Origin of the sequence: Fenollaria massiliensis (assembly GCF_000312505.2) — a bacterium.
In the GTDB taxonomy this organism is placed as follows: domain Bacteria; phylum Bacillota; class Clostridia; order Tissierellales; family Peptoniphilaceae; genus Fenollaria; species Fenollaria massiliensis.
In genome coordinates this window covers 336094-356202 of sequence record NZ_HG326225.1, presented here as the reverse complement: position 1 = coordinate 356202, position 20109 = coordinate 336094, and the positions used below count along the sequence as shown (strand labels likewise).

19 protein-coding genes, 1 CRISPR repeat array and 1 riboswitch are annotated in these 20109 nt (G+C 34.7%); of the genes, 16 read left to right on the top strand and 3 right to left on the bottom strand.

The annotated features are described in order from the left end of the window. Positions 1 to 220: 220 nt before the first annotated feature. From BN30_RS03515 to BN30_RS03460, 13 genes are all read left to right on the top strand, one after another. Entirely contained in the window at positions 221 to 439 is a 219-nt protein-coding gene (locus BN30_RS03515) for a hypothetical protein (RefSeq protein WP_019214129.1), read from the top strand. A gap of 167 nt (positions 440 to 606) precedes the next feature. Further along, the gene (gene cas2, locus BN30_RS03510; RefSeq protein ID WP_019214128.1) at positions 607 to 900 is read left to right on the top strand and encodes a CRISPR-associated endonuclease Cas2; all 294 of its coding nucleotides are present in this window, start codon (positions 607 to 609) and stop codon (positions 898 to 900) included. Between the two features lie 9 nt (positions 901 to 909). Then, complete coding sequence (locus BN30_RS08900) at positions 910 to 3360, top strand: CRISPR-associated helicase/endonuclease Cas3 (RefSeq protein WP_019214127.1); 2451 nt, start codon at positions 910 to 912, stop codon at positions 3358 to 3360. 78 nt (positions 3361 to 3438) lie between these two features. Further along, entirely contained in the window at positions 3439 to 3924 is a 486-nt protein-coding gene (gene cas5c, locus BN30_RS08895) for a type I-C CRISPR-associated protein Cas5c (protein WP_207636135.1), read from the top strand. Between the two features lie 104 nt (positions 3925 to 4028). Beyond that, positions 4029 to 4163 (top strand): hypothetical protein, encoded by a 135-nt coding sequence (locus BN30_RS10390; RefSeq protein ID WP_278244158.1) that lies wholly within the window; start codon positions 4029 to 4031, stop codon positions 4161 to 4163. Between the two features lie 4 nt (positions 4164 to 4167). Continuing rightward, on the top strand, positions 4168 to 6114 hold the full coding sequence (cas8c, locus tag BN30_RS03495; RefSeq protein WP_019214126.1) for a type I-C CRISPR-associated protein Cas8c/Csd1: 1947 nt from the start codon (positions 4168 to 4170) through the stop codon (positions 6112 to 6114). Positions 6115 to 6125: 11 nt separating this feature from the next. Next, positions 6126 to 6980, top strand: coding sequence for a type I-C CRISPR-associated protein Cas7/Csd2 (cas7c, locus tag BN30_RS03490; RefSeq protein WP_019214125.1), 855 nt, complete (start codon positions 6126 to 6128; stop codon positions 6978 to 6980). Positions 6981 to 6989: 9 nt separating this feature from the next. Further along, the gene (cas4, locus tag BN30_RS03485) at positions 6990 to 7646 is read left to right on the top strand and encodes a CRISPR-associated protein Cas4 (protein WP_019214124.1); all 657 of its coding nucleotides are present in this window, start codon (positions 6990 to 6992) and stop codon (positions 7644 to 7646) included. After that, positions 7643 to 8677, top strand: coding sequence for a type I-C CRISPR-associated endonuclease Cas1c (gene cas1c, locus BN30_RS03480; RefSeq protein ID WP_019214123.1), 1035 nt, complete (start codon positions 7643 to 7645; stop codon positions 8675 to 8677). The genes cas4 and cas1c overlap by 4 nt, the downstream gene beginning before the upstream one ends. Before the next feature lie 145 nt (positions 8678 to 8822). Next, a CRISPR array of direct repeats spans positions 8823 to 11082; the repeat unit is 32 nt; unit sequence GTCGCGCCCCTCATGGGCGCGTGGATTGAAAT. Positions 11083 to 11109: 27 nt separating this feature from the next. Then, complete coding sequence (locus BN30_RS10155; protein WP_195890967.1) at positions 11110 to 11283, top strand: hypothetical protein; 174 nt, start codon at positions 11110 to 11112, stop codon at positions 11281 to 11283. A gap of 129 nt (positions 11284 to 11412) precedes the next feature. Further along, a complete protein-coding gene (locus tag BN30_RS03470) occupies positions 11413 to 11976 on the top strand; it encodes a flavin reductase family protein (protein WP_019214122.1) in 564 nt (187 codons plus the stop codon). 39 nt (positions 11977 to 12015) lie between these two features. Then, on the top strand, positions 12016 to 12192 hold the full coding sequence (locus BN30_RS10005; protein ID WP_019214121.1) for a hypothetical protein: 177 nt from the start codon (positions 12016 to 12018) through the stop codon (positions 12190 to 12192). Between the two features lie 123 nt (positions 12193 to 12315). After that, complete coding sequence (locus tag BN30_RS03460; RefSeq protein ID WP_019214120.1) at positions 12316 to 12663, top strand: Spx/MgsR family RNA polymerase-binding regulatory protein; 348 nt, start codon at positions 12316 to 12318, stop codon at positions 12661 to 12663. Positions 12664 to 12708: 45 nt separating this feature from the next. Here the strand turns inward: BN30_RS03460 and BN30_RS03455 are convergent, their stop codons facing one another. Both BN30_RS03455 and trmB read right to left on the bottom strand, forming a co-directional pair. Next, complete coding sequence (locus tag BN30_RS03455; RefSeq protein ID WP_019214119.1) at positions 12709 to 13878, bottom strand: glycoside hydrolase family 3 N-terminal domain-containing protein; 1170 nt, start codon at positions 13876 to 13878, stop codon at positions 12709 to 12711. Between the two features lies 1 nt (position 13879). After that, entirely contained in the window at positions 13880 to 14518 is a 639-nt protein-coding gene (gene trmB / locus BN30_RS03450) for a tRNA (guanosine(46)-N7)-methyltransferase TrmB (RefSeq protein WP_019214118.1), read from the bottom strand. A gap of 82 nt (positions 14519 to 14600) precedes the next feature. Between trmB and ymfI the strand changes: the two genes are divergently transcribed. Continuing rightward, complete coding sequence (ymfI, locus tag BN30_RS03445) at positions 14601 to 15326, top strand: elongation factor P 5-aminopentanone reductase (protein WP_019214117.1); 726 nt, start codon at positions 14601 to 14603, stop codon at positions 15324 to 15326. Between the two features lie 29 nt (positions 15327 to 15355). Here ymfI and BN30_RS03440 read toward each other — a convergent pair whose 3' ends face one another. Next, positions 15356 to 16990 (bottom strand): putative manganese-dependent inorganic diphosphatase, encoded by a 1635-nt coding sequence (locus tag BN30_RS03440; protein WP_019214116.1) that lies wholly within the window; start codon positions 16988 to 16990, stop codon positions 15356 to 15358. A gap of 146 nt (positions 16991 to 17136) precedes the next feature. On the opposite strand from BN30_RS03440, the gene BN30_RS03435 reads away from it, so the two are divergent. After that, entirely contained in the window at positions 17137 to 18495 is a 1359-nt protein-coding gene (locus tag BN30_RS03435) for an MATE family efflux transporter (RefSeq protein ID WP_019214115.1), read from the top strand. A 125-nt stretch (positions 18496 to 18620) separates the two neighbouring features. Next, a riboswitch (SAM riboswitch) is annotated at positions 18621 to 18714 on the top strand. A 103-nt stretch (positions 18715 to 18817) separates the two neighbouring features. Further along, positions 18818 to 20008 carry a methionine adenosyltransferase gene (gene metK, locus BN30_RS03430; protein ID WP_019214114.1) on the top strand — a complete coding sequence of 397 codons (1191 nt, stop codon included), beginning with the start codon at positions 18818 to 18820 and terminating at the stop codon, positions 20006 to 20008. Positions 20009 to 20109 lie beyond the last annotated feature (101 nt).

Here is a 20109-nt window from a genome sequence, read left to right as displayed (position 1 = left end):
GATTTATTATATCATAGAATTGTTAATATAGAGTAAAGAAAGTATTACAATTTGTTAATTTTTAATATTTTAAGAGACCAAGAGTGATAAACGAAATAATTTAGGCGAATGGATGGGCTTGATAAATAAATATAAAACAATTATAATATAATTATATCCGCAAGAAAAGCTACAAAGAATGAACGAATGTTATATATCAATGGTATTTAGGAGGTATAAAATGAGAGAAGAATACGATATAAAGAATTTAAATCCAAGAGAAAACATTTATGCTGAGCAAATTGCAAAAAAGCAAATAACAATCAATCTTAATGAAACAGTTATATGTTATTTTAAAGGCCAAGCTAAAAGCACAGGTATACCATATCAAACTTTAATCAATTTATATCTTGAAGATTGTGTCGCAAATAATAAAAGCTTAAAAATGACTTGGAAGTAAAAATTAAATTATAGAAAGAAGTAGGAGAGACTCTACTTCTTTTTTTCTTTATACTACTATTTAATTTATTATAAAAATATTTGTATACATAGTTTCAATGAACAATCACTCTTTTAATGTGGTATAATATTATTAAGGATTTAATTTTAATATATAGAGGTGATTTTATGTTAATACTAGCCACTTATGATGTTGAAACTATGGATAGTGAAGGAAGAACTAGATTAAGAAGGGTAGCTAATGTATGTAAAGACTATGGACAAAGAGTTCAAAATTCAGTTTTCGAATGTATTGTGACACCTGCCGAGTTCGAAGAACTTAAGCATAAATTAAAGAAAGAGATAGATGAAGAAAATGATAGCATAAGATTTTATCATCTTGGAAGCAATTGGAAAGCAAAAGTAGAAATGATGGGCAAGAAAACAAGCTTCAATCCAGAAGAGGATACGTTTATATTTTAGGAGGAAGAAATGAAATACGCACATATTGACCATAGTGCTGATCAAATTAAAATGCAAGAGCTTATAGATCACTTAAGCAATACTGCAGATAAAGCTAAATCATTAGCTAGTGAAATAGGATTAGGCAATATTATGTATCTTGTAGGTATACTTCATGATGCTGGCAAAGCTAGCGAAGCGTTTCAGCATAAAATAATAAATAACACAGATGAGAGAGTAAATCACTCATCAGCAGGAGCATTGTATTTATTATCTTTATATAATAAATGCGCTAAGCAAAGCCTATTCGATACAGATATATTACAAGAGTACTTTTATATCATGGTTTATGTTATAAGTGCTCACCATGGTTTATATGATATTCCTTATTATGATAATATCGATAATAATTTGTCAAACAGATTGAAAGATAGAATTAGATTTGATAAAAACGAAATGGAGTGTTTTAAAAGAGAAGTAGTTCCTTACATTGAAGAGCTCGAAGAAAAACTAAATTTAGATTTATTAGATATATTCAAGAAAGGATATTTTGAATATAAAAATTCTAAAGATAAAATAAAATATATTGATGATAAAGCTAATTATTATTATTTATCTTTATATATGAGACTATTCTTATCAATACTAAAAAATGCAGATATTGTTGACACTATAAATGCATATGATTTAATCATAGACGATAGCGTTACTTATGACGCTCAGAAAAAAGCTACAGTATATAGCGCAAATTTAAAAGAAAAATATGATAGTTTTCCTAAGCCAAAAAATGAACTTGATAGAGTAAAAAACGAATTAAAGCACATTATTGATGATAGGGGGCGCGAAGATGAAAGCGGTATATACAAACTCGATCTTGCGACAGGAGCTGGAAAAACCTTATTAAGTATGCTATATGCTACAAATCAAATGAAGTTTAAATCAAAGAAGAGATTTTTCTACATAACTGCATTTTTATCCGTATTAGAACAAAATGCAAATGAGGTCAAGGAAGTGCTAAAAGATAAAAGTATACTAGAATACCACTCAAATATTGTTGATCAATCATCATTTAACAACGCTAATGATGAGAGCGCTGATGAGAGTAAAGATAAGATGTGTAGAGAATACTTAATACAGAGTTTTGATGCGCCTGTAGTTTTGACAACTTTAGTTCAATTTATAAACACTTTATTTAAAGGCAAGTCTGCAAATATCAGGAGATTCTCTTCGTTAATTAATTCTGTAATTATTCTTGATGAGGTTCAGTCTCTTCCTATAGAGATGACTTATTTATTTAATCTTGCGATGAACTTTATATCTTCAGTAATGAAGGCTAATATAGTTTTATCAACAGCTACTCAGCCTAAGTACGATGAAAATAACATAAAATATAGAATTAACTATGCAGATAAAGCCAATCTTGTAAAACTTAGTCAGAATCAAATAAAACCTTTTAAAAGAACTAAGGTATATAATTTTAATGAAGGTAAAAAAAGTAGTTTAAAAGATATTAAATTAGAAATATTGTCATATAAAAACGATTCATTTCTTACAATATTAAATACGAAAAAAGCAGCAAGAAATTTATACGAAATGCTAATTGAAGATATAGGAAATGCAAAAGACACATATTTATTAAATACAGATTTTTGTCCGGAGCATAGAAAAGACATACTCGAAGAAATAAAAATAAAGCTTTCAGAAGGAACTGCTGTGAAGCTAGTGGCTACACAGCTTATAGAGGCGGGAGTAAATGTTGATTTTAAAAGACTTATTAGGTCCTATGCAGGCATTGACTCCCTTATACAAGCAATCGGGAGATGCAATAGATATGGCTTGCAAAAAGAAGGCATAGTGAAGCTAGTAAACATGGGTTTTGAAGAAAATCTTAATTACTTGGAATCTATTGGCTATAAAAAAGACATCACTGAAATTATACTCAATAATAAATCTGGTGAAATTGATATAGATGAACTAAATGATGAGTTTTTTGCGCGTTATTACACAAAGTACGAAAACTTAATGACATATCCTCTTGAAAAAGATATGCCAAGTGCTTTTGATTTGTTAAGTGATAATCTTGATAATATCAGTGGTAAATCAGAAGTTTTCCCTGTTTTAAGACAAAGTTTTAAAACAGCAGCTGATGAGATAAATTTAATTAAAAATGATACAAAAACTATGATAGTATGCTATAAAAATCTTAAGACAGGCAAATCAAACGAAGCAAAGTATGATGAATTAAAAGAACTTTTAGATAATAAAGATAATATTGTTTACAATATATCAAAGATAAAAAAACTTTTAAAAGAAATGCAAAGCTACACAATAAATGTATATGAAAACGAAAAGCTAAATGATTTTGTTGATTTTTACATGGATGGAGATATACTTATGCTTAAGAAAGAATACTATGGTGATGATGGATTCAACATAAATCAAGAAAAAAATAAAGAGCAAATGCCCTTTATTATAATGTAATAGTAAGTTTTTCAATCCGCGTAGTTATCACTACGATAATATAATAATAAGTGAAGATAAAAAGAAGGAGGTAATACTATGGATGGTCCAAATGAAAAATCTAAATATTTTTACATTAGATTGACAGGAGATTATGGTTTAATAACATCACCCGAAACAAAGGGCGGTGGAGAAAAAGCGACATATCCAGTTATAACTAAGCAAGCTGTCTTAGGTATACTTGATGCATGCTACTTTAAACCTGTACTTAAAAATGTTGTGGACGAAGTAAAAGTAATTAATCCAATAAGGACTCATACTATGGGAGTTAGAGTACCGAAAGATGATTACAAACAAGACAGAAGCAACATAACATACTTAGTCAACCCAGAGTATTTAATTAAGTACCATTTTGAATGGAATTTATTTAGAGACGACTTGAAAAAAGACAGAAACATGAAAAAACATGAGGCAATTATGCAGCGCTCCATCGAAAGAGGAGGAAGGAGATCAATCTTTATTGGAGCAAGTGAGTGCCAAGGATATGTTAACGCTATTGCAGAAGAAGAGTACAAAAAAAGCTAAGTTACTATGAAGGACAAACACTATCCTTTGGTCTAATGTTTAACAGTTTTAAATATCCAAATAAGCCTGGAGATAAACTTTACTCTTACTTTGGAAGTGTAATTATGAAAGACGGTGTAATTAAGTTTAAAGAACAAGAAGATTGTGAGGTTAAAAACGAACTTTCAACATATGATTTCAAATATCCAGAGCAAGAGCTTTCAGTTGATGAAGAATATGCAAAATTAGAAGGGAGATGATTAAATGACACTGATTAATTCGCTTGTAAAGACATACGATAAATCCCTAGAGGCGGGTTTAGTTGATGACTACAATGGCAGTGATGCAGTTATACTTCCTTTATATCATAACTCAGTTACATCTACAGGAGATAATATATTAAAAATAAGCATAGATAAAGATTCTAACTTTGTTAAAAGCTCATTTCTAGCTAAAGATGATAAAATAATCTTTCCAGTTAGCTTGGACTCAGTCAATAGAACTAGTAACTCTATGCCACACATGTTAGTAGATAACTGCTCGTATATTGCTTCTTATAATGAAAAAAGACATAAAGATTATCTGGATGCATTAAAGATTTGGGCAGATGAAGAAAAAGATGTTGAGGTAAAAGATTTTATTTCAATTATATATAAGTATATTGAAAGTGGAGAAGTTATAAATGAAGCTCTAAGATACGCTTTAGGTATTGACATTTTAAAATTAACTGATAAGGCCTCTATACTAGAATATACAATTATTAATGATAAAAATAAGGAAATAACAAAGAAACTTGAATTAGACAAGATATACTTAGAATTTGAAATAGTAAACCTTAAAAATCATGAAGATTATTCGTTAACAAAATATAAAAAACTACATCAAGTTCATATTAATAACGTCAGAAAATCTATAACAAAAAACGGAGTTTGTAATATAACAGGAAAAGAAGATTATATTGTTTATAAACACCGTGGTATTTTAGGTAACTCTAAACTAATTTCTTCAGTTAAACAATCTTATATAGGAAGATTTAAAGAAGGCAGTGATGTAATTAGTATAGGATATGAAACATCAGAAAAAGCCCATTTAATGCTTAAATATTTAATGGATAATAAAAATTCATCCAAATGGCTTGGCGGTCAGCAGTATATAGTTAACTGGTTTTCAGATGATGTTAAGAATGAAAAGAAGCTTTTTATTACATCTGCAAATCCAAATTTAGCGGGTATAGACGAGGCTGATGAGTTTGATATTGACAAGATTGAAACAAAAAATGATACAAAGGATACTTATAGAGCAGTATATAGCGAAAATAAAAAAGTTGCAGATTCTTTTATAACTGGTGTAAATACAGTACCTAAAGATTCAATATATAGTGCTTTGATAGTAGAAAAAGTAAATGATGGAAGATCATCAATTAGATACTTTAAAGAGCTTCAAACATCACAGCTATATAAAAATCTTGAAAAGTGGTCAAACACATACTATTATTATACACTTAACAGTAATGATAATTTAATTAAGAAGACACCTAGTATATTTTCAATACTAGATGCTGCTTATGGAACAGAAAGAGATAAAAAACTAGTTAATGATAATGATAGTTTTAAAAAAGATCAATTGCAAAAAATGATTATTTCAATTATCGAAGGCAAAGAGATGCCTAAAAATATAGTGAAAGCAATCGATATGAACATTAGAAAAAAATTAAATTATAAAAACACATGGAATATTTTACAATCAATAGCCATTGCGGTTTTAAGAGATTCATCAAAGGAGGAGAATGAAGATATGTTAGATAGAGATAACTTAGATAGGTCCTACCTTTTTGGTAGACTTCTTGCCGTTTATGAAATGATTGAAAGATTAACTTTTGATGCGGACAAGAGCGGTAAAGATGAAGTTTCACTAAATAAAGACTCAATACGTATAACAAACTCAGATAGATACTGGACATCATTTACAAATAACCCAGCACATATCATGAAAGTATTAGATGATAAGACTAAAACTTACATGGATAAGCTAAAGACAAGTAAACCTGGCTTAGCGGTTTTGCTTGACAAAGAAAAAGCAGATATTATAATAAAACTGGCAGATAACCATATGAGCACAAAAAATGAAAACAAAACATTAAGCCACGAATTTTTATATGGTTACTACTTAGAAAAAAGTTATGGATTAAAAAATAAAGAAAATAATAATTAGGAGGAAGCAAAATGAGTAAGGTAATTGAAAAAAAGATTGACTTCATAATGACAATTGAAGTAAATAATGCAAATCCAAATGGAGACCCACTTGCGGGCAATATGCCAAGAACTGACTCTTTTGGATATGGAGAAATTTCAGACGTTTGTATAAAAAGAAAGATAAGAAATCGCATGCAAGACAAAGGATACAACATTTTTGTAAAGAGCAATGAAAAATCAGATGACGGATTTACGTCACTTGAAAAAAGATACAGCAGCGTTGTAGATAAAAAGGCTACAGATGAAGAAGCATATAATTTATGCTGCGAAACATGGTTAGACGTTAGAAGCTTTGGACAAGTTATCACATATGATAAAAAAGCTGTCGGCATAAGAGGACCAGTTAGTATATCCATCGCAAAATCACTTGAACCAGTTGATATTACAACAATGCAAATAACTAAAAGTGTAAATAGTATGGAAAAAGAAGGTGGCGGAAAATCTTCAGATACTATGGGATCAAAGCATTATGTTAATCATGCTATCTACGTGGTTAACGGCGCAGTAAATGTAAATTTTGCAAAGAAAAATAAATTTACCGATGATGATTTAGCCGTCCTAAAAGAATGTTTACAAGAGCTATTTATAAATGACTCTTCATCAGCTAGACCAGATGGATCAATGATAGTAAGAGATATTTACTGGTTTGTTCATGATTGCGAAATAGGCAATGTATCAAGCGGTAAAATAAAAGAATTACTAGAATTTGACATACCCGAGCTAGATAATCAAGATTATAAGTCATATAACATAAGATTAAACAAAGAAAAATTAAAAGAATATGAAGGAAAAGGCCTAAAAGTAGAATATTTAACAGGTATATAAATTAGATATATGGATGAAGAAGACTATTTAAGCTTAAGTAGAATACAGCACTTCGTATTTTGCAAGAGGCAGTGGGCCCTTCTAGAACTAGAACAAATTTGGCTTGAAAATAAAGACACAACACTTGGCAAACTTATACATGAAAACGTAGATGATCCATATTTTTTTGAAAAAAGAAAAGACAGAATATATGAAAGATCCTTACGTGTTAAGTCAGACGAACTAAAGATAGTTGGTGTCTGTGACCTGGTTATATATGAGAAAAATGAGAACGGAGTAGAAATAGAAAACTACAATGGATTGTGGCTACCTTATGTAGTTGAATATAAAAAAGGTAGAGCAAAAAAGACAAATGCAGATATTTATCAGCTAGTTGCAGAAATAATGTGTTTAGAAGAAATGCACAATATTAAACTAAAAAAGTCAGCACTTTACTATAAAAGCCCAAATAAAAGGTTGGAAATAGACATTACAGATGAGTTAAGGCAAGAAGTAAGAGATATAGTGGCACAAATGTATGAGATATATACTCAAAACAAGATTCCTAGAGCAAGTAAAAACATTAACTGCAAAAATTGTTCCTTATTTGATTATTGCATGCCAAAACTCACGAAAAAGAAAAAGAGTGTTATAAATTATATTGATAGGATAGTGATGGAAGAATGAGAAAGCTGTTAAACACACTATATATTACAAATGAAAATATTTATTTAGCGAAAGATGGAAGCAATATAATAGTTAAAGATGAGGATAATTGTAAAGTCTTTCAATCACCAATACAAAACTTTGAAAACATAGTTTGTTTTAATTATGTTGGAGCAAGCCCAAAACTATTAGACATGTGCATGAAAAACAACGTCGGTATAAGCTTTTTAACACCAGGAGGATATTTTTGCGCAAGAGTATCGGGAAGAATCAATGGAAACGTATTACTAAGAAAAGAACAGTTTAGAATATCTGAAAATCAAGATAGAGCACTTTCTTACGCAAAATCGTTTGTAATAGGAAAACTGTATAATTCAATAAAAGTATTAGATAGATACCTTAGAGATTATAAAGATACAATCTATAAAAAAGAAGTAGAGGAATCCATAAACAAGTTAAAAGAAAGCAAAATAAAAGCATTTAATGCAAAAGACTATACAGAACTCTTGGGCATAGAAGGAGATGCGGCAAGAGAATACTTTAAAAATTTTGACTACTTAATATTAAACAATAAAGATTACTTTAAGTTTACAGATAGAAACAGAAGACCACCAAAAGATCCTGTAAATGCAATGCTTTCATTTTCGTACGGAATGCTTAGAGTGCTTGCACAAAACGCTCTTGAAACAGTAGGTCTTGATCCATACGTCGGATTTTATCATAAAGATAGACCCGGAAGACAATCATTAGCTCTAGACCTATCAGAAGAGATGAGAGCATATATGGCAGATAGATTTGTATTAAGCTTAATAAACAAATCTCAAATCGAAGAAAAAGATTTTATTGCGAAAGATAATGCTTCATACGAATTTACAGAAGAAGGCAAAAAGAAATATTTAGATTTATGGAACAAAAGATTACAAGATACAATTACACACCCATTCTTAGAAGAAAAAATAGAAGTCGGATTGTTACCATATGTACAAGCTATGCTTTTAGCTAGAACTATAAGAGGAGACCTTGAGGCCTATCCTCCATTTATAATAAATTAGTGCGAACCTTAAATGAACATAAAATTCAATAAGATTCGCAGAAAAAAATGCTTAAATATAAGTAAAAAAAGTGCATAAAATAAAAATTATGCACATATAAACACTAAATGTATGACAAAGATAAAAAAATTTAGCACATTTAGCTGTCGCGCCCCTTATGGGCGCGTGGATTGAAATACAGGATAAGTGGCGAAACAATCTATATTCGTTGCGTCGCGCCCCTTATGGGCGCGTGGATTGAAATTTGCTAGGAGTAACAAGCTTCTTCCTTTTTATGCGTCGCGCCCCTTATGGGCGCGTGGATTGAAATAAGGCAAGCGCCGAACTATTGGATATGAACCACAAGTCGCGCCCCTTATGGGCGCGTGGATTGAAATTCTATCGTCCTTGCATACTGCCTTGACTAGCTCTGTCGCGCCCCTTATGGGCGCGTGGATTGAAATGCAGAAAAAACAGAAAAGGAGAATTAAAAAATGGTCGCGCCCCTTATGGGCGCGTGGATTGAAATAACTAGCACGCCGATAGGCACTTACGGATGGCAGTCGCGCCCCTTATGGGCGCGTGGATTGAAATGTTATGGATAAAACAAAGATGGCGCTTGGAACTACAGTCGCGCCCCTTATGGGCGCGTGGATTGAAATACTTGAGGCATTAGTTCTATCTGTCTCTCAAAGAGGTGTCGCGCCCCTTATGGGCGCGTGGATTGAAATATTTAGCCACCTACCTTTCAAATTCTCATATTTTTCAGTCGCGCCCCTCATGGGCGCGTGGATTGAAATCTTTACGTTTTGAAAATCAATTTAATTATGACATTGTCGCGCCCCTCATGGGCGCGTGGATTGAAATATCGCTTCCTATGCATGCGAGAGCGTCCATCTCTGTGTCGCGCCCCTCATGGGCGCGTGGATTGAAATTCAACTGCAGCACGTGATATAGTGTAAGTCCATTGCTGTCGCGCCCCTTATGGGCGCGTGGATTGAAATAAAGGTGATGGTGGTAATGGAAAAGGAACGTTATTGTCGCGCCCCTCATGGGCGCGTGGATTGAAATTCATCAATCGGCGACAATGCGATTGACATTGATTTGTCGCGCCCCTCATGGGCGCGTGGATTGAAATTTTTCAATGGCGGAAAACGAGCAACTTTTTCGCACATGTCGCGCCCCTCATGGGCGCGTGGATTGAAATACTTATAAGTGAGGGAGAACACACATTTAAAGTAGATGTCGCGCCCCTCATGGGCGCGTGGATTGAAATAAGCATGTCTACAACACTCTTCTTACTGTCAAAATGTCGCGCCCCTCATGGGCGCGTGGATTGAAATAAGCTATATACAATGATTTTACCGGGTGGAGTATGTCGCGCCCCTCATGGGCGCGTGGATTGAAATACGACTGCAGAATTGTGGAGTTTGGCTTTCATCAAGTCGCGCCCCTCATGGGCGCGTGGATTGAAATGATAATCTAACCTCTCCCACAATAAAGCCTACTCCGTCGCGCCCCTCATGGGCGCGTGGATTGAAATTTAAGATGCTAGAAAGAGTTAAAGATATTAGTGATTTAGTCGCGCCCCTCATGGGCGCGTGGATTGAAATTTCACCCCCTAACGTGCCTACTAGCAGCATTAAATGTCGCGCCCCTCATGGGCGCGTGGATTGAAATAAAGCGGAGATAATAAAAGTATTTAGAAGCGGAATGAGTCGCGCCCCTCATGGGCGCGTGGATTGAAATAAAGCGGAGATAATAAAAGTATTTAGAAGCGGAATGAGTCGCGCCCCTCATGGGCGCGTGGATTGAAATAAAGCTTGCACCTTCGCTTGCTAGATTGTTTAATTGTCGCGCCCCTCATGGGCGCGTGGATTGAAATTGCTTGCTACACACACTAGCAGAGGACAGCCTAGGTCGCGCCCCTCATGGGCGCGTGGATTGAAATACTCTTAAAAATAACAAGCTTTATCAAGCACTAAAACGTCGCGCCCCTCATGGGCGCGTGGATTGAAATCAAGTGAATTAAAATCTTTAAAGCGTTGGGGTGTGTCGCGCCCCTCATGGGCGCGTGGATTGAAATTCTTTTTTCTATAGGCGTTTGTGCAAATGCTACAGTCGCGCCCCTCATGGGCGCGTGGATTGAAATCAGTGGGCTACTTTGTCAATCCAGAGCCTGAAATAGGTCGCGCCCCTCATGGGCGCGTGGATTGAAATTTTGTCTTTGCCCTATAAAATAAGATAAAGACTAATGTCGCGCCCCTCATGGGCGCGTGGATTGAAATTGCTGAAGATGCTAACGTAAGATTGAATACTATCCATGTCGCGCCCCTCATGGGCGCGTGGATTGAAATTGCCATACCTTCAAGGACTGATTCTAAAATAATGCCCGTCGCGCCCCTCATGGGCGCGTGGATTGAAGAATAAGACTAAAGGTGTGTGATTTATTTATGAAAATAAAGTATATAGGAGTAAGCGATCCAGTTTATATGATTAATGGCAAAACATATGAAGTACTTAGCGTTGAGAATGGCTGGTATCGAATCATTGATGAAGAAGGGGAAGATTATTTATATCCGCCAGAATTGTTTGAAATAGTAAACGATGAAGATATTGAAGATTAATTATAAAATAAAGACTGTGATATATGATATGCACCCTCTTTACTGGATAAACCAGTGAGGAGGGTATTTTAATAATTAGACAAGTATTCTAAAAAATTTTGGGTATATATCTACTAAGGAGTTGATATTATGAGGAAAAACTTGGGTGTTAAACCATACTTCATGCCGCTTCCTGTCTTGCTTGTGGCGACTTACAACGAGGACGGCTCTGCGAACGCTATGAACGCGGCGTATGGTACTTTGGGTGATTTTACTAAGGTTTCCATTTACATTGGCAAGGGCAAGAGGACCATAATCAATGCTATGCGTGAAAAGGCTTTTACTGTGTCTTTTGCGGATGAGGCTCACATGGTCGATGCGGACTATGTTGGCATGACTAGCGGAAACAAGGTTCAAAACAAGCTTGCGAAGACTTCTTTTGAAACGGCTAAGTCTGAGTTTGTTAACGCGCCTATCATCACTAACTTACCTATGACTATTGAGTGCGAGCTTATTGAATACGATGAAGTGAGTGAGAATCTTATTGGCGAGATTAAAAATATATCTATTGATGAAAAATATCTTCGTGAAGATGGCTCTATTGACACTGCTAAGATGAATCTCATTTTTTACAACGCTTGCGAGAACACTTATAATTTGATTGGTGAAAAGCTTGCGAAGGCTTATGATATTGGCAAGAAGTACTTAGATTAGATCTTAAATCAAGTTCAAACAATAAAAGGAGTTGCTACAATGGAAAAGAGGATTTATTTTATTTTAGGCCTTATTTTAATTCTAGTTGGAAGAACACAGAAATTTATAAATTATAAAGAATTTATTTTAGCGGGGGAAATAATTCTAGCAATATTAAGTTTATTTTTCTTTGCTGATTTTATTAAATTTATCGATAAAAAATTTTTTAAAAAATAAAATTTATTGATGAGCAAAAAGTGTTTTCGAATTAGGATTTTTTAGGAGATAATACTATATATTAAAGTAGAGACTAGTGATTTATTAAATATTTGGGTATATATCAATCAAGGAGTTGATTATATGATTCTTATTGGATACAAAAAATGCACTACATGTAAGGGCATTGAAAAGATGCTTGACGAAAAGGGCATAAAATACACTTACAGGGAGATTGACAAGGATGTTCCGACTAAAGTGGAACTAAAGAAATGGCACAAGGCATCGGGTCTTGACATTAAGCGCTTCTTTAACACTTCTGGTCTTGTTTATAGGGATATGAATCTCAAGGACAAACTGGGCGAGATGAGTGACGATGAAAAATACAAACTTTTATCGACTAATGGCATGCTTGTGAAGAGACCGATACTTATCAAGGATGATGGCTCTTTCGTGGCTGTGGGTCCTGATGTGAAAAAATATTTAGCGTAAAAAAATAAAAGCGGACTGAGATAAAATCAGTCCGTTTTTATATGCTTATTTAATTATTTCTAAATTTATTTTTGCTCTTAATACGCGCAAAACGTGTTCGTCCAAATCATTTTCATTTATCTCGCCATTTGCCACAGCTGTTTTTATGGCTTTGATGTCATTAATAAAATCTGTAGAGCAGAGCATGTCGGCGCCTGATTTAATCGCAAGCACTGCGGCATTCTTCTTGCCAACAAATTTTTTCACGCCTTGCATTGCCAAATCATCTGTGATGATGACGCCATCAAAACCAAGTTTTTCTCTCAAAATTTTATGAACTGCTGGGGATATGGATGCCGGCGCATCTTTATCCATCGCCTCTACTATGTTGTGTGAGACAAGTACCACGGGCGCTTTTGCCTCAATACCTGCCTTGAATGGAATAAAATCTTCTTTTTCAAATTTTGCCATCGGTCTTTTGTCGCGAACAAGATTTGTGTGAGTGTCTTTGTTATTGCCATAGCCTGGGAAATGTTTTAGGACGCTGCCCATGTGTGCTTCGTTCATCACGTTTACAACGCTTTTTACATATTCTGCAGTTTCTTTTGGGCTCTTCGCAAAGCTTCTTTTGTATATAAAGTCATTTTTATTCGTGGAAATGTCTGCGATTGGCGCAAAATTTAGATTGATGCCTATGCTTTTTAATAAATTTGATTTTTCTTTTGTATCTTTCTTAATTCTCTCCATGCCGCCATGTTTATATAGATACTGCGGTGAGGCAAATGGATACTTTCTGAAATTTTTATTAGTGCTCACACGATTGACTGTGCCGCCTTCTTCGTCCACAGCAATGAACATAGCAATCTTAGAAGCGTTTTGGCACTCTTGAATATTTTTTATTACAGAATTTTTTGTTTTGCCCTTAAAATCCCTTCCAAATAATATATATCCGCCTAAATTATATTTTTTTGCAAGTGCAGCCGCATTTTTATCTGGGCAGCGCGCGATAAATATTTGTCCAATCTTTTCATCAAGAGACATATTTTCTAATATTTCTTCTTCTTTTGTTTTTTCTGGCACTTTTTTCTCTTCAGCTTGTTTTTTCTCGTCTATGCTTTTTGTTTCATCAGAAATTTTTGAATTATTTACTGAGTTTTCTTTAGTTTTTGATTTACACGCTATAAGCACAGCCAATGCCATAATAAAAACTAAGCTCATTAAAATTTTCTTTTTCATCTTATTTCACATTCCTTACAAGTATTGCCTTGATCTTCACATCTTGCGAACGCCACTTAGTCTCGTACTCGCTGATGAAGTCATCTTGGAACTCATCTACAGCCAAATCATCTGTCTTGAAAATTATCTCGAAGCCTTCGCTTTCAAAATATTTTAGCGATGACTCATAAAGTCCTTGATCATCAGTCTTGAGCCTAATCGTTCCATCACTCTTCAGAATTTTTTTATACATTTTTAATTGATCTGGATAAGTCAGTCTTCTTTTGTGCTGTTTGTTTTTTGGCCAAGGATTAGGAAAATTTATATAAATTTCCTCGACCTCGTTCTCTTGGAAGTACTCGTCCACGTTTCTGATGTCAGCAAGGACTAGTCTTACGTTTGATGCATCCTCTTCTTCAAGCATGCGCTTTGCATAAACGAGGCAGCCCTCTTCCATATCGATGCCGACGAAATTTTTATTTTTAAATGTATTTTTTAAATAATTAATAAAGCTGCCCATGCCTGAGCCAAGCTCTAAATAAATTGGATTGTCATTGCCAAAATCTTCATGCCACTTGCCCTTGTTCTCCATGGGTCTATATCTAAAGATGGGGCTCTCTTTAAGTTCAGGTAGCGCCCACCATTTTTTTCTCATTCTCATTTTATCACCAAGATAAGTTTAGCATATGATGGCTAAAATTGCAAGTTTGTGATATAATATTTATATAAGAGGAGGTATAATTATGTTAGCTCTTGTAAGTGGCGCATCTCGAGGCATTGGTAGGGCCATAGCGATTGAGTTTGCCAAAAAAGGTTATGATGTCTGTATCAATTACCATGAGCATGGCGATGAAGCGATGGAAATTTTAGAAGAAGTTAAAAAATATTCGAACGGCTTTGTTTATGGGGCAGATGTGTCAAAATATGAAGAAGTTTCTAAATTAAAGGAAGAAATTTTTAAAAGATATAAAAAGATTGATGTGCTTGTGAATAATGCGGGAGTGGCTCTGACTAAGCTTGTGCAAGAAACGAGTGAAGATGAATATGATTATGTATTTAACACGAATATGAAGGGCGTCTTCAACATGACCAAGGCTTTTATTAAGCCGATGATACATGAGAGCGCAGGGGTCATAATTAACGTAACTAGCATGTGGGGCGAGACTGGAGCCGCGATGGAGACTGTTTATAGCGCATCGAAGGGAGCTGTCATCGCTTTTACTAAGGCGGTCGCAAAAGAGGTAGCACCATCGGGCGTTAGAGTGAACGCAATAAGTTTGGGCTGCATAGCAACTGACATGATGAAAGTGTATTCAGAGGCTGAAATTGATATGCTTCGTGATGAAACGCCGCTTGAGATGATAGGAAGCGCAGAAGATGCAGCAAAGGCAGCAGTTTTTCTTGCATCACAGGACGCAAAATTCATTACAGGCGAAGTACTTCGTGTGAACGGGGGATTTTATATATAATTTTACGCATAAACTAAAAAAGATAGGGACTATAAAGTCTCTATCTTTTTTGATATAGCAGGTATCATTTGTTTTTTTCTTGAAAGAAGTCCATCGACTGTAAACTCATTATCCACAAGCTCCTTGTCAAATGCAGCTGCGATATTTTCTTTGTATGAGCCTTGCACTAAAACTAGTGAATACTCTTTAAGTATATCAGTTATCATCAAAACAAAAGTATCTTCTTGATTTTTATCAATTGTTTCTCTCATTAAATTTAATAAATTATCTTTTCTCTTTTTTACTTCATCCATATCCATGGTCATGACTTGTGCTACACGAATTTTTTTCTTCGCGATATTAAATGATTTCACGTCCATCTTAAGCAAATCTTCACTCGCCACGTCCTTGATGCTTGCCGCTTCAGTAAACATCTCTATGGCGTAGACGTCTGGATCTATGCCGGCTATCGGAGCAAGAAAGTCTATCATTTTCGCGTCTGTCTTTGTACTCGTTGGCGATTTTAATAAAAGTGTGTCTGAGATGATGGCTGAGATTAAAAGACCAGCGATGTGCTTTGGTATGGCAATACCATTCTCAATAAACATCTTTGTAATTATGGTTGCTGTTGAGCCTAATGGTTCGTTCCTAAAGTATAGTGGAAGTTTTGTCTCAACGTTGGCAACTCTGTGATGATCGATGATTTCAAGTATTTCAGCTTCTTCGATGTCATCGACGGACTGAGTTCTTTCGTTATGATCGACTAAAATTATATTTTTTCTCTTGTCGCTTAATAAGTGATAGCGGCTAACTGTGTTTATAACTTTACCGCCATTGTCCAAAACTGGATAACAGCGGAATCTGTTTTTATTCATCTCTGCTTTAACGTCTGAAACAAAATCTTGTATGTGGAAGGTTTTGATGCCATCCTTTGTCATTGCATACGATACGGGCACGCTTAGTGGAAGTACTCTCGATGCCATGAAAGAATCATACTCAGTCGATATGATGCTGATGCCTTTTTCCTTCGCCATATTTAATATTTTCTCGCTTATTTTGAAGCCGCCAGTCACTATCATGCAAGAAACATTTCTCTTGATAGCGTCTTCTTGAGCATCCTCTCTGTCGCCGAGTATAACAACATCGTCTTCTTCAATCCTATCTTCAATCATCTTTGGATCCATAGCGTAGATAGCCATGCGGCCAAGAGGTTTTCTGTAGCCATCGTTAATTACGGTTCCTTTTAAAACTTCAACAACATTTTTAAATGGTGTATCAGCTTTGCTTAAAACAGTGTCGTCAAAAATATTGGTGTAAATTTCTGTAATATCTTTTAAACCGATGATGCCACTCATCTTGCCACATTTATCAACGACTATGAGTACATAAGCGTTTTTCTCACGAAGTAAATTTATCGCTTCGTATAGTGAGGCATCCTCAGCTATAAGCACGGCGTCATCAAGATCAACGTCCTTTAATTTTATTTTCATCGTTGTTAATAGTTTTGGCTCGTCTACGCCAAAATATTTTAAAACGAATTTTGTTTCTTTATTTAAATCTCCAAGCCTAACTGGTCTTGCATCATATTTAGCGAGGCTATTGACAAGATAAGCGTAGGAGATGGCACTTGCAATTGAATCCGTATCGGGCACCTTGTGACCTGAGACGTAAACTTTTTTATTCATTAAATCACCTTCCATATTATATTCATATACTATAACACATTTGAAAGAAAAAATAAAGGATTATGTAAAATATTTTGAAAAAAGTCTTGAAAAAATATTTCGATTGTAGTACAATTGATTGATATACACATAGAAAAGAGGATAATATGTCAAAATCGTATCAAATAAATATGACTGAAGGAAATATACTTCTTAAAATAATAAAATTTTCAATACCTTTGATGCTCTCGGGCATGCTTCAACTGTTTTTTAACGCTGCCGATGTTATAGTTGTCGGTAGATATGCAGGTGATGAGGCCTTAGCCGCAGTTGGATCGACTGGCGCTTTGATAAATTTACTAATAAATTTATTCATAGGTATATCGATAGGCGCGAGCGTACTTATGGGTCAAGCGATAGGTGCAAGAGATTATAACGATGCACAAGACTCACTACATACAGCGATGCTAACTGGTCTTATAGGCGGCATCATCATGATTTTTGTCGGTCAAGTCGTGTCAAGACCTATGCTTGAACTAATGCAAACGCCAGATGATGTCATTGAGCTTTCATCACTTTACATGAAGATATATTTTATGGGTATGCCAGGCTTTATGCTATACAATTTTGGTGCAGCGATACTTAGAGCAGCTGGCGACACAAAAAGACCGCTATACTATCTATTTGTTTCTGGTATAATTAATGTCATTTTAAATTTATATTTTGTAATAGTTTTAAAAATGAGTGTAGATGGCGTTGCCTACGCTACAATTATTTCCGAAGCAATATCTGCCATACTTATAGTTATCTGTTTAATGAGAAGCGATGGCTATTTAAATTTAAGTTTGAGAAAGCTTAAAATAGACGGCAAAAAATTTATAGAGATGCTTAAGATAGGTATACCATCAGGTTTTACAGGGATAGTTTTTAGCGTATCAAACATGCTTATACAATCATCAATAAACTCTTTTGGCAAGCTTGTAATGGCTGCGAACACTGCAGCATCTAACTTAGAAGGCTTTGTGTATAATGCGATGAACTCCATCTATCAAACAGCTCTTGCCTTTGCCTCACAAAATATGGGCGCGAAAAAACTTGATAGAGTTGACGATGTTTTGAAAAAGTCCTTGCTTGTAGTAAGCGGCGTCGGATTATTCTTTGGTGTGGGCGCATATTTACTTGGAGAAATTTTATTAAGATTATATACACCAAATCAAGAAGTTATAGACATCGCTATGCTTAGACTTTTGGTTATAAGCACATCATATTTCTTGTGCGGCATCATGGACGTTTACTCAGGTGTTATACGTGGCATGGGATTTTCATTTACGCCGATGCTAGTATCGATGTTCTTTGTATGCGCATTCAGAGTTTTTTGGATATATACAATATTTGAGCGTTTTCACGAGCAATGGGTTTTATACATCTCATATCCTGTATCATGGACTATAACCATAATCGCTTATTTCTTTACATATAAAATAGTAAGGAAAAAAGCAAAAGAAAAAATATTAAAGATGAGTTAATTTTAGGCAGTTTTATAGCTGCCTTTTATTTCGATTAGACAAAATATTTTAAGCTTTTAATATATTTTGAAAAAGTCCTTGACAAAGATTAATTTTATATATATAATAAGAAATGAACTTAATAAGTCTCATAAAGAGTGACGGAGGGAATAGGCCCTGTGAAGTCCGGCAACCTGCTAGCAAGGTGCCAAATCCTACAGCGCAGCTGAAAGATGAGAAGATTTAACCTTCAGCTATGAAGGTTTTTTTATTTTATAAGATGCGCCGCGAGATAAATATTTTAAGCGGCTTTATATTAGAAAATATTAAAGGGAGGAAGATTATGTATAAAAAACTATTTACATCTGAATCGGTAACAGAAGGACATCCTGACAAAGTCTGTGACCAAATATCAGATGCGATACTAGATGCGATACTAGAAAAAGACCCAGAAGCAAGATGCGCGATCGAAACAACAGCATCAACTGGATATATTTTAGTATCTGGACAAATAACAACAAATTGCTATGTTGATATACAATCAGTAGCTAGAAAAGTTATAGCAGACATAGGTTATACTAGAGGAAAATTCGGTTTTGATGCAGAAAATTGCGCTGTACTTGTATCAATCGAAGAACAATCTAAGGATATAGCACTAGGCGTTGACAAAGCACTTGAGACTAAAGAGCACTCAAAAGATAAATATGATTTAATAGGTGCAGGCGACCAAGGTATGATGTTTGGCTACGCTTGTAATGAGACAGAAGTTTATATGCCACTTGCAATTTATTTATCACATAAATTAGCTAGAAAATTAGCTGAAGTTCGTAAAGATGGCACGCTAAATTATTTAAGACCAGATGGAAAAACACAAGTAACTGTTGAATATGACAATGGCAAGCCAAAGAGAGTTCATACTATAGTTGTATCAACACAGCACAAAGAAGGCGTTAGTCTTGAAAAGATAAGAAAAGATATCATCGAGAACGTTATAAAACCAGTTGTTGATCCAAAACTTATCGATGACGAAACAATCATCTACGTGAACCCAACAGGCAGATTCGTTATTGGTGGACCAAAAGGCGACACAGGTTTAACAGGTAGAAAGATTATCGTTGACACATACGGCGGATACTGTAGACATGGCGGAGGAGCCTTCTCAGGAAAAGACGCTACAAAGGTTGATAGATCAGCATCATACGCAGTTAGACACGTTGCTAAAAATTTAGTAGCAGCAGGCCTTTGTGATAAATGCGAAATTCAAGTTTCATACGCAATAGGCGTAGCTAAGCCAATATCCATAAACGTAGATACCTTTGGCACAGGCAAAATCGAAGAAGCAAAAATATTAGAGATAGTAGAAAAAGTATTTGACCTTCGTCCAGCCTTTATCATCGACTACTACGATTTAAGAAGACCAATATTCCACAAGATTAGTAACTACGGCCACTTCGGACGTGACGATATAGATCTTCCTTGGGAAAGATTAGAAAAAGTTGATGAAATAAAAAAACTTGTAAAAGAATATAAATAATTAAAAAAATATTATATATATAATAAGAAGAGAACTATGAGTAATTGCTCATAGTTCTTTTTTGCGTTAAAAGTCTTAGTGCATTATGATTTTTATATATT

Bases quoted from the DNA above. Each gene is read 5' to 3' on its own strand.
- BN30_RS03515 (WP_019214129.1), top strand. From the start codon at position 221: ATGAGAGAAGAATACGATATAAAGAATTTAAATCCAAGAGAAAACATT.
- cas2 (WP_019214128.1), top strand. From the start codon at position 607: ATGTTAATACTAGCCACTTATGATGTTGAAACTATGGATAGTGAAGGA.
- BN30_RS08900 (WP_019214127.1), top strand. From the start codon at position 910: ATGAAATACGCACATATTGACCATAGTGCTGATCAAATTAAAATGCAA.
- cas5c (WP_207636135.1), top strand. From the start codon at position 3,439: ATGGATGGTCCAAATGAAAAATCTAAATATTTTTACATTAGATTGACA.
- BN30_RS10390 (WP_278244158.1), top strand. From the start codon at position 4,029: ATGAAAGACGGTGTAATTAAGTTTAAAGAACAAGAAGATTGTGAGGTT.
- cas8c (WP_019214126.1), top strand. From the start codon at position 4,168: ATGACACTGATTAATTCGCTTGTAAAGACATACGATAAATCCCTAGAG.
- cas7c (WP_019214125.1), top strand. From the start codon at position 6,126: ATGAGTAAGGTAATTGAAAAAAAGATTGACTTCATAATGACAATTGAA.
- cas4 (WP_019214124.1), top strand. From the start codon at position 6,990: ATGGATGAAGAAGACTATTTAAGCTTAAGTAGAATACAGCACTTCGTA.
- cas1c (WP_019214123.1), top strand. From the start codon at position 7,643: ATGAGAAAGCTGTTAAACACACTATATATTACAAATGAAAATATTTAT.
- BN30_RS10155 (WP_195890967.1), top strand. From the start codon at position 11,110: ATGAAAATAAAGTATATAGGAGTAAGCGATCCAGTTTATATGATTAAT.
- BN30_RS03470 (WP_019214122.1), top strand. From the start codon at position 11,413: ATGAGGAAAAACTTGGGTGTTAAACCATACTTCATGCCGCTTCCTGTC.
- BN30_RS10005 (WP_019214121.1), top strand. From the start codon at position 12,016: ATGGAAAAGAGGATTTATTTTATTTTAGGCCTTATTTTAATTCTAGTT.
- BN30_RS03460 (WP_019214120.1), top strand. From the start codon at position 12,316: ATGATTCTTATTGGATACAAAAAATGCACTACATGTAAGGGCATTGAA.
- BN30_RS03455 (WP_019214119.1), bottom strand. From the start codon at position 13,878: ATGAAAAAGAAAATTTTAATGAGCTTAGTTTTTATTATGGCATTGGCT.
- trmB (WP_019214118.1), bottom strand. From the start codon at position 14,518: ATGAGAATGAGAAAAAAATGGTGGGCGCTACCTGAACTTAAAGAGAGC.
- ymfI (WP_019214117.1), top strand. From the start codon at position 14,601: ATGTTAGCTCTTGTAAGTGGCGCATCTCGAGGCATTGGTAGGGCCATA.
- BN30_RS03440 (WP_019214116.1), bottom strand. From the start codon at position 16,990: ATGAATAAAAAAGTTTACGTCTCAGGTCACAAGGTGCCCGATACGGAT.
- BN30_RS03435 (WP_019214115.1), top strand. From the start codon at position 17,137: ATGTCAAAATCGTATCAAATAAATATGACTGAAGGAAATATACTTCTT.
- metK (WP_019214114.1), top strand. From the start codon at position 18,818: ATGTATAAAAAACTATTTACATCTGAATCGGTAACAGAAGGACATCCT.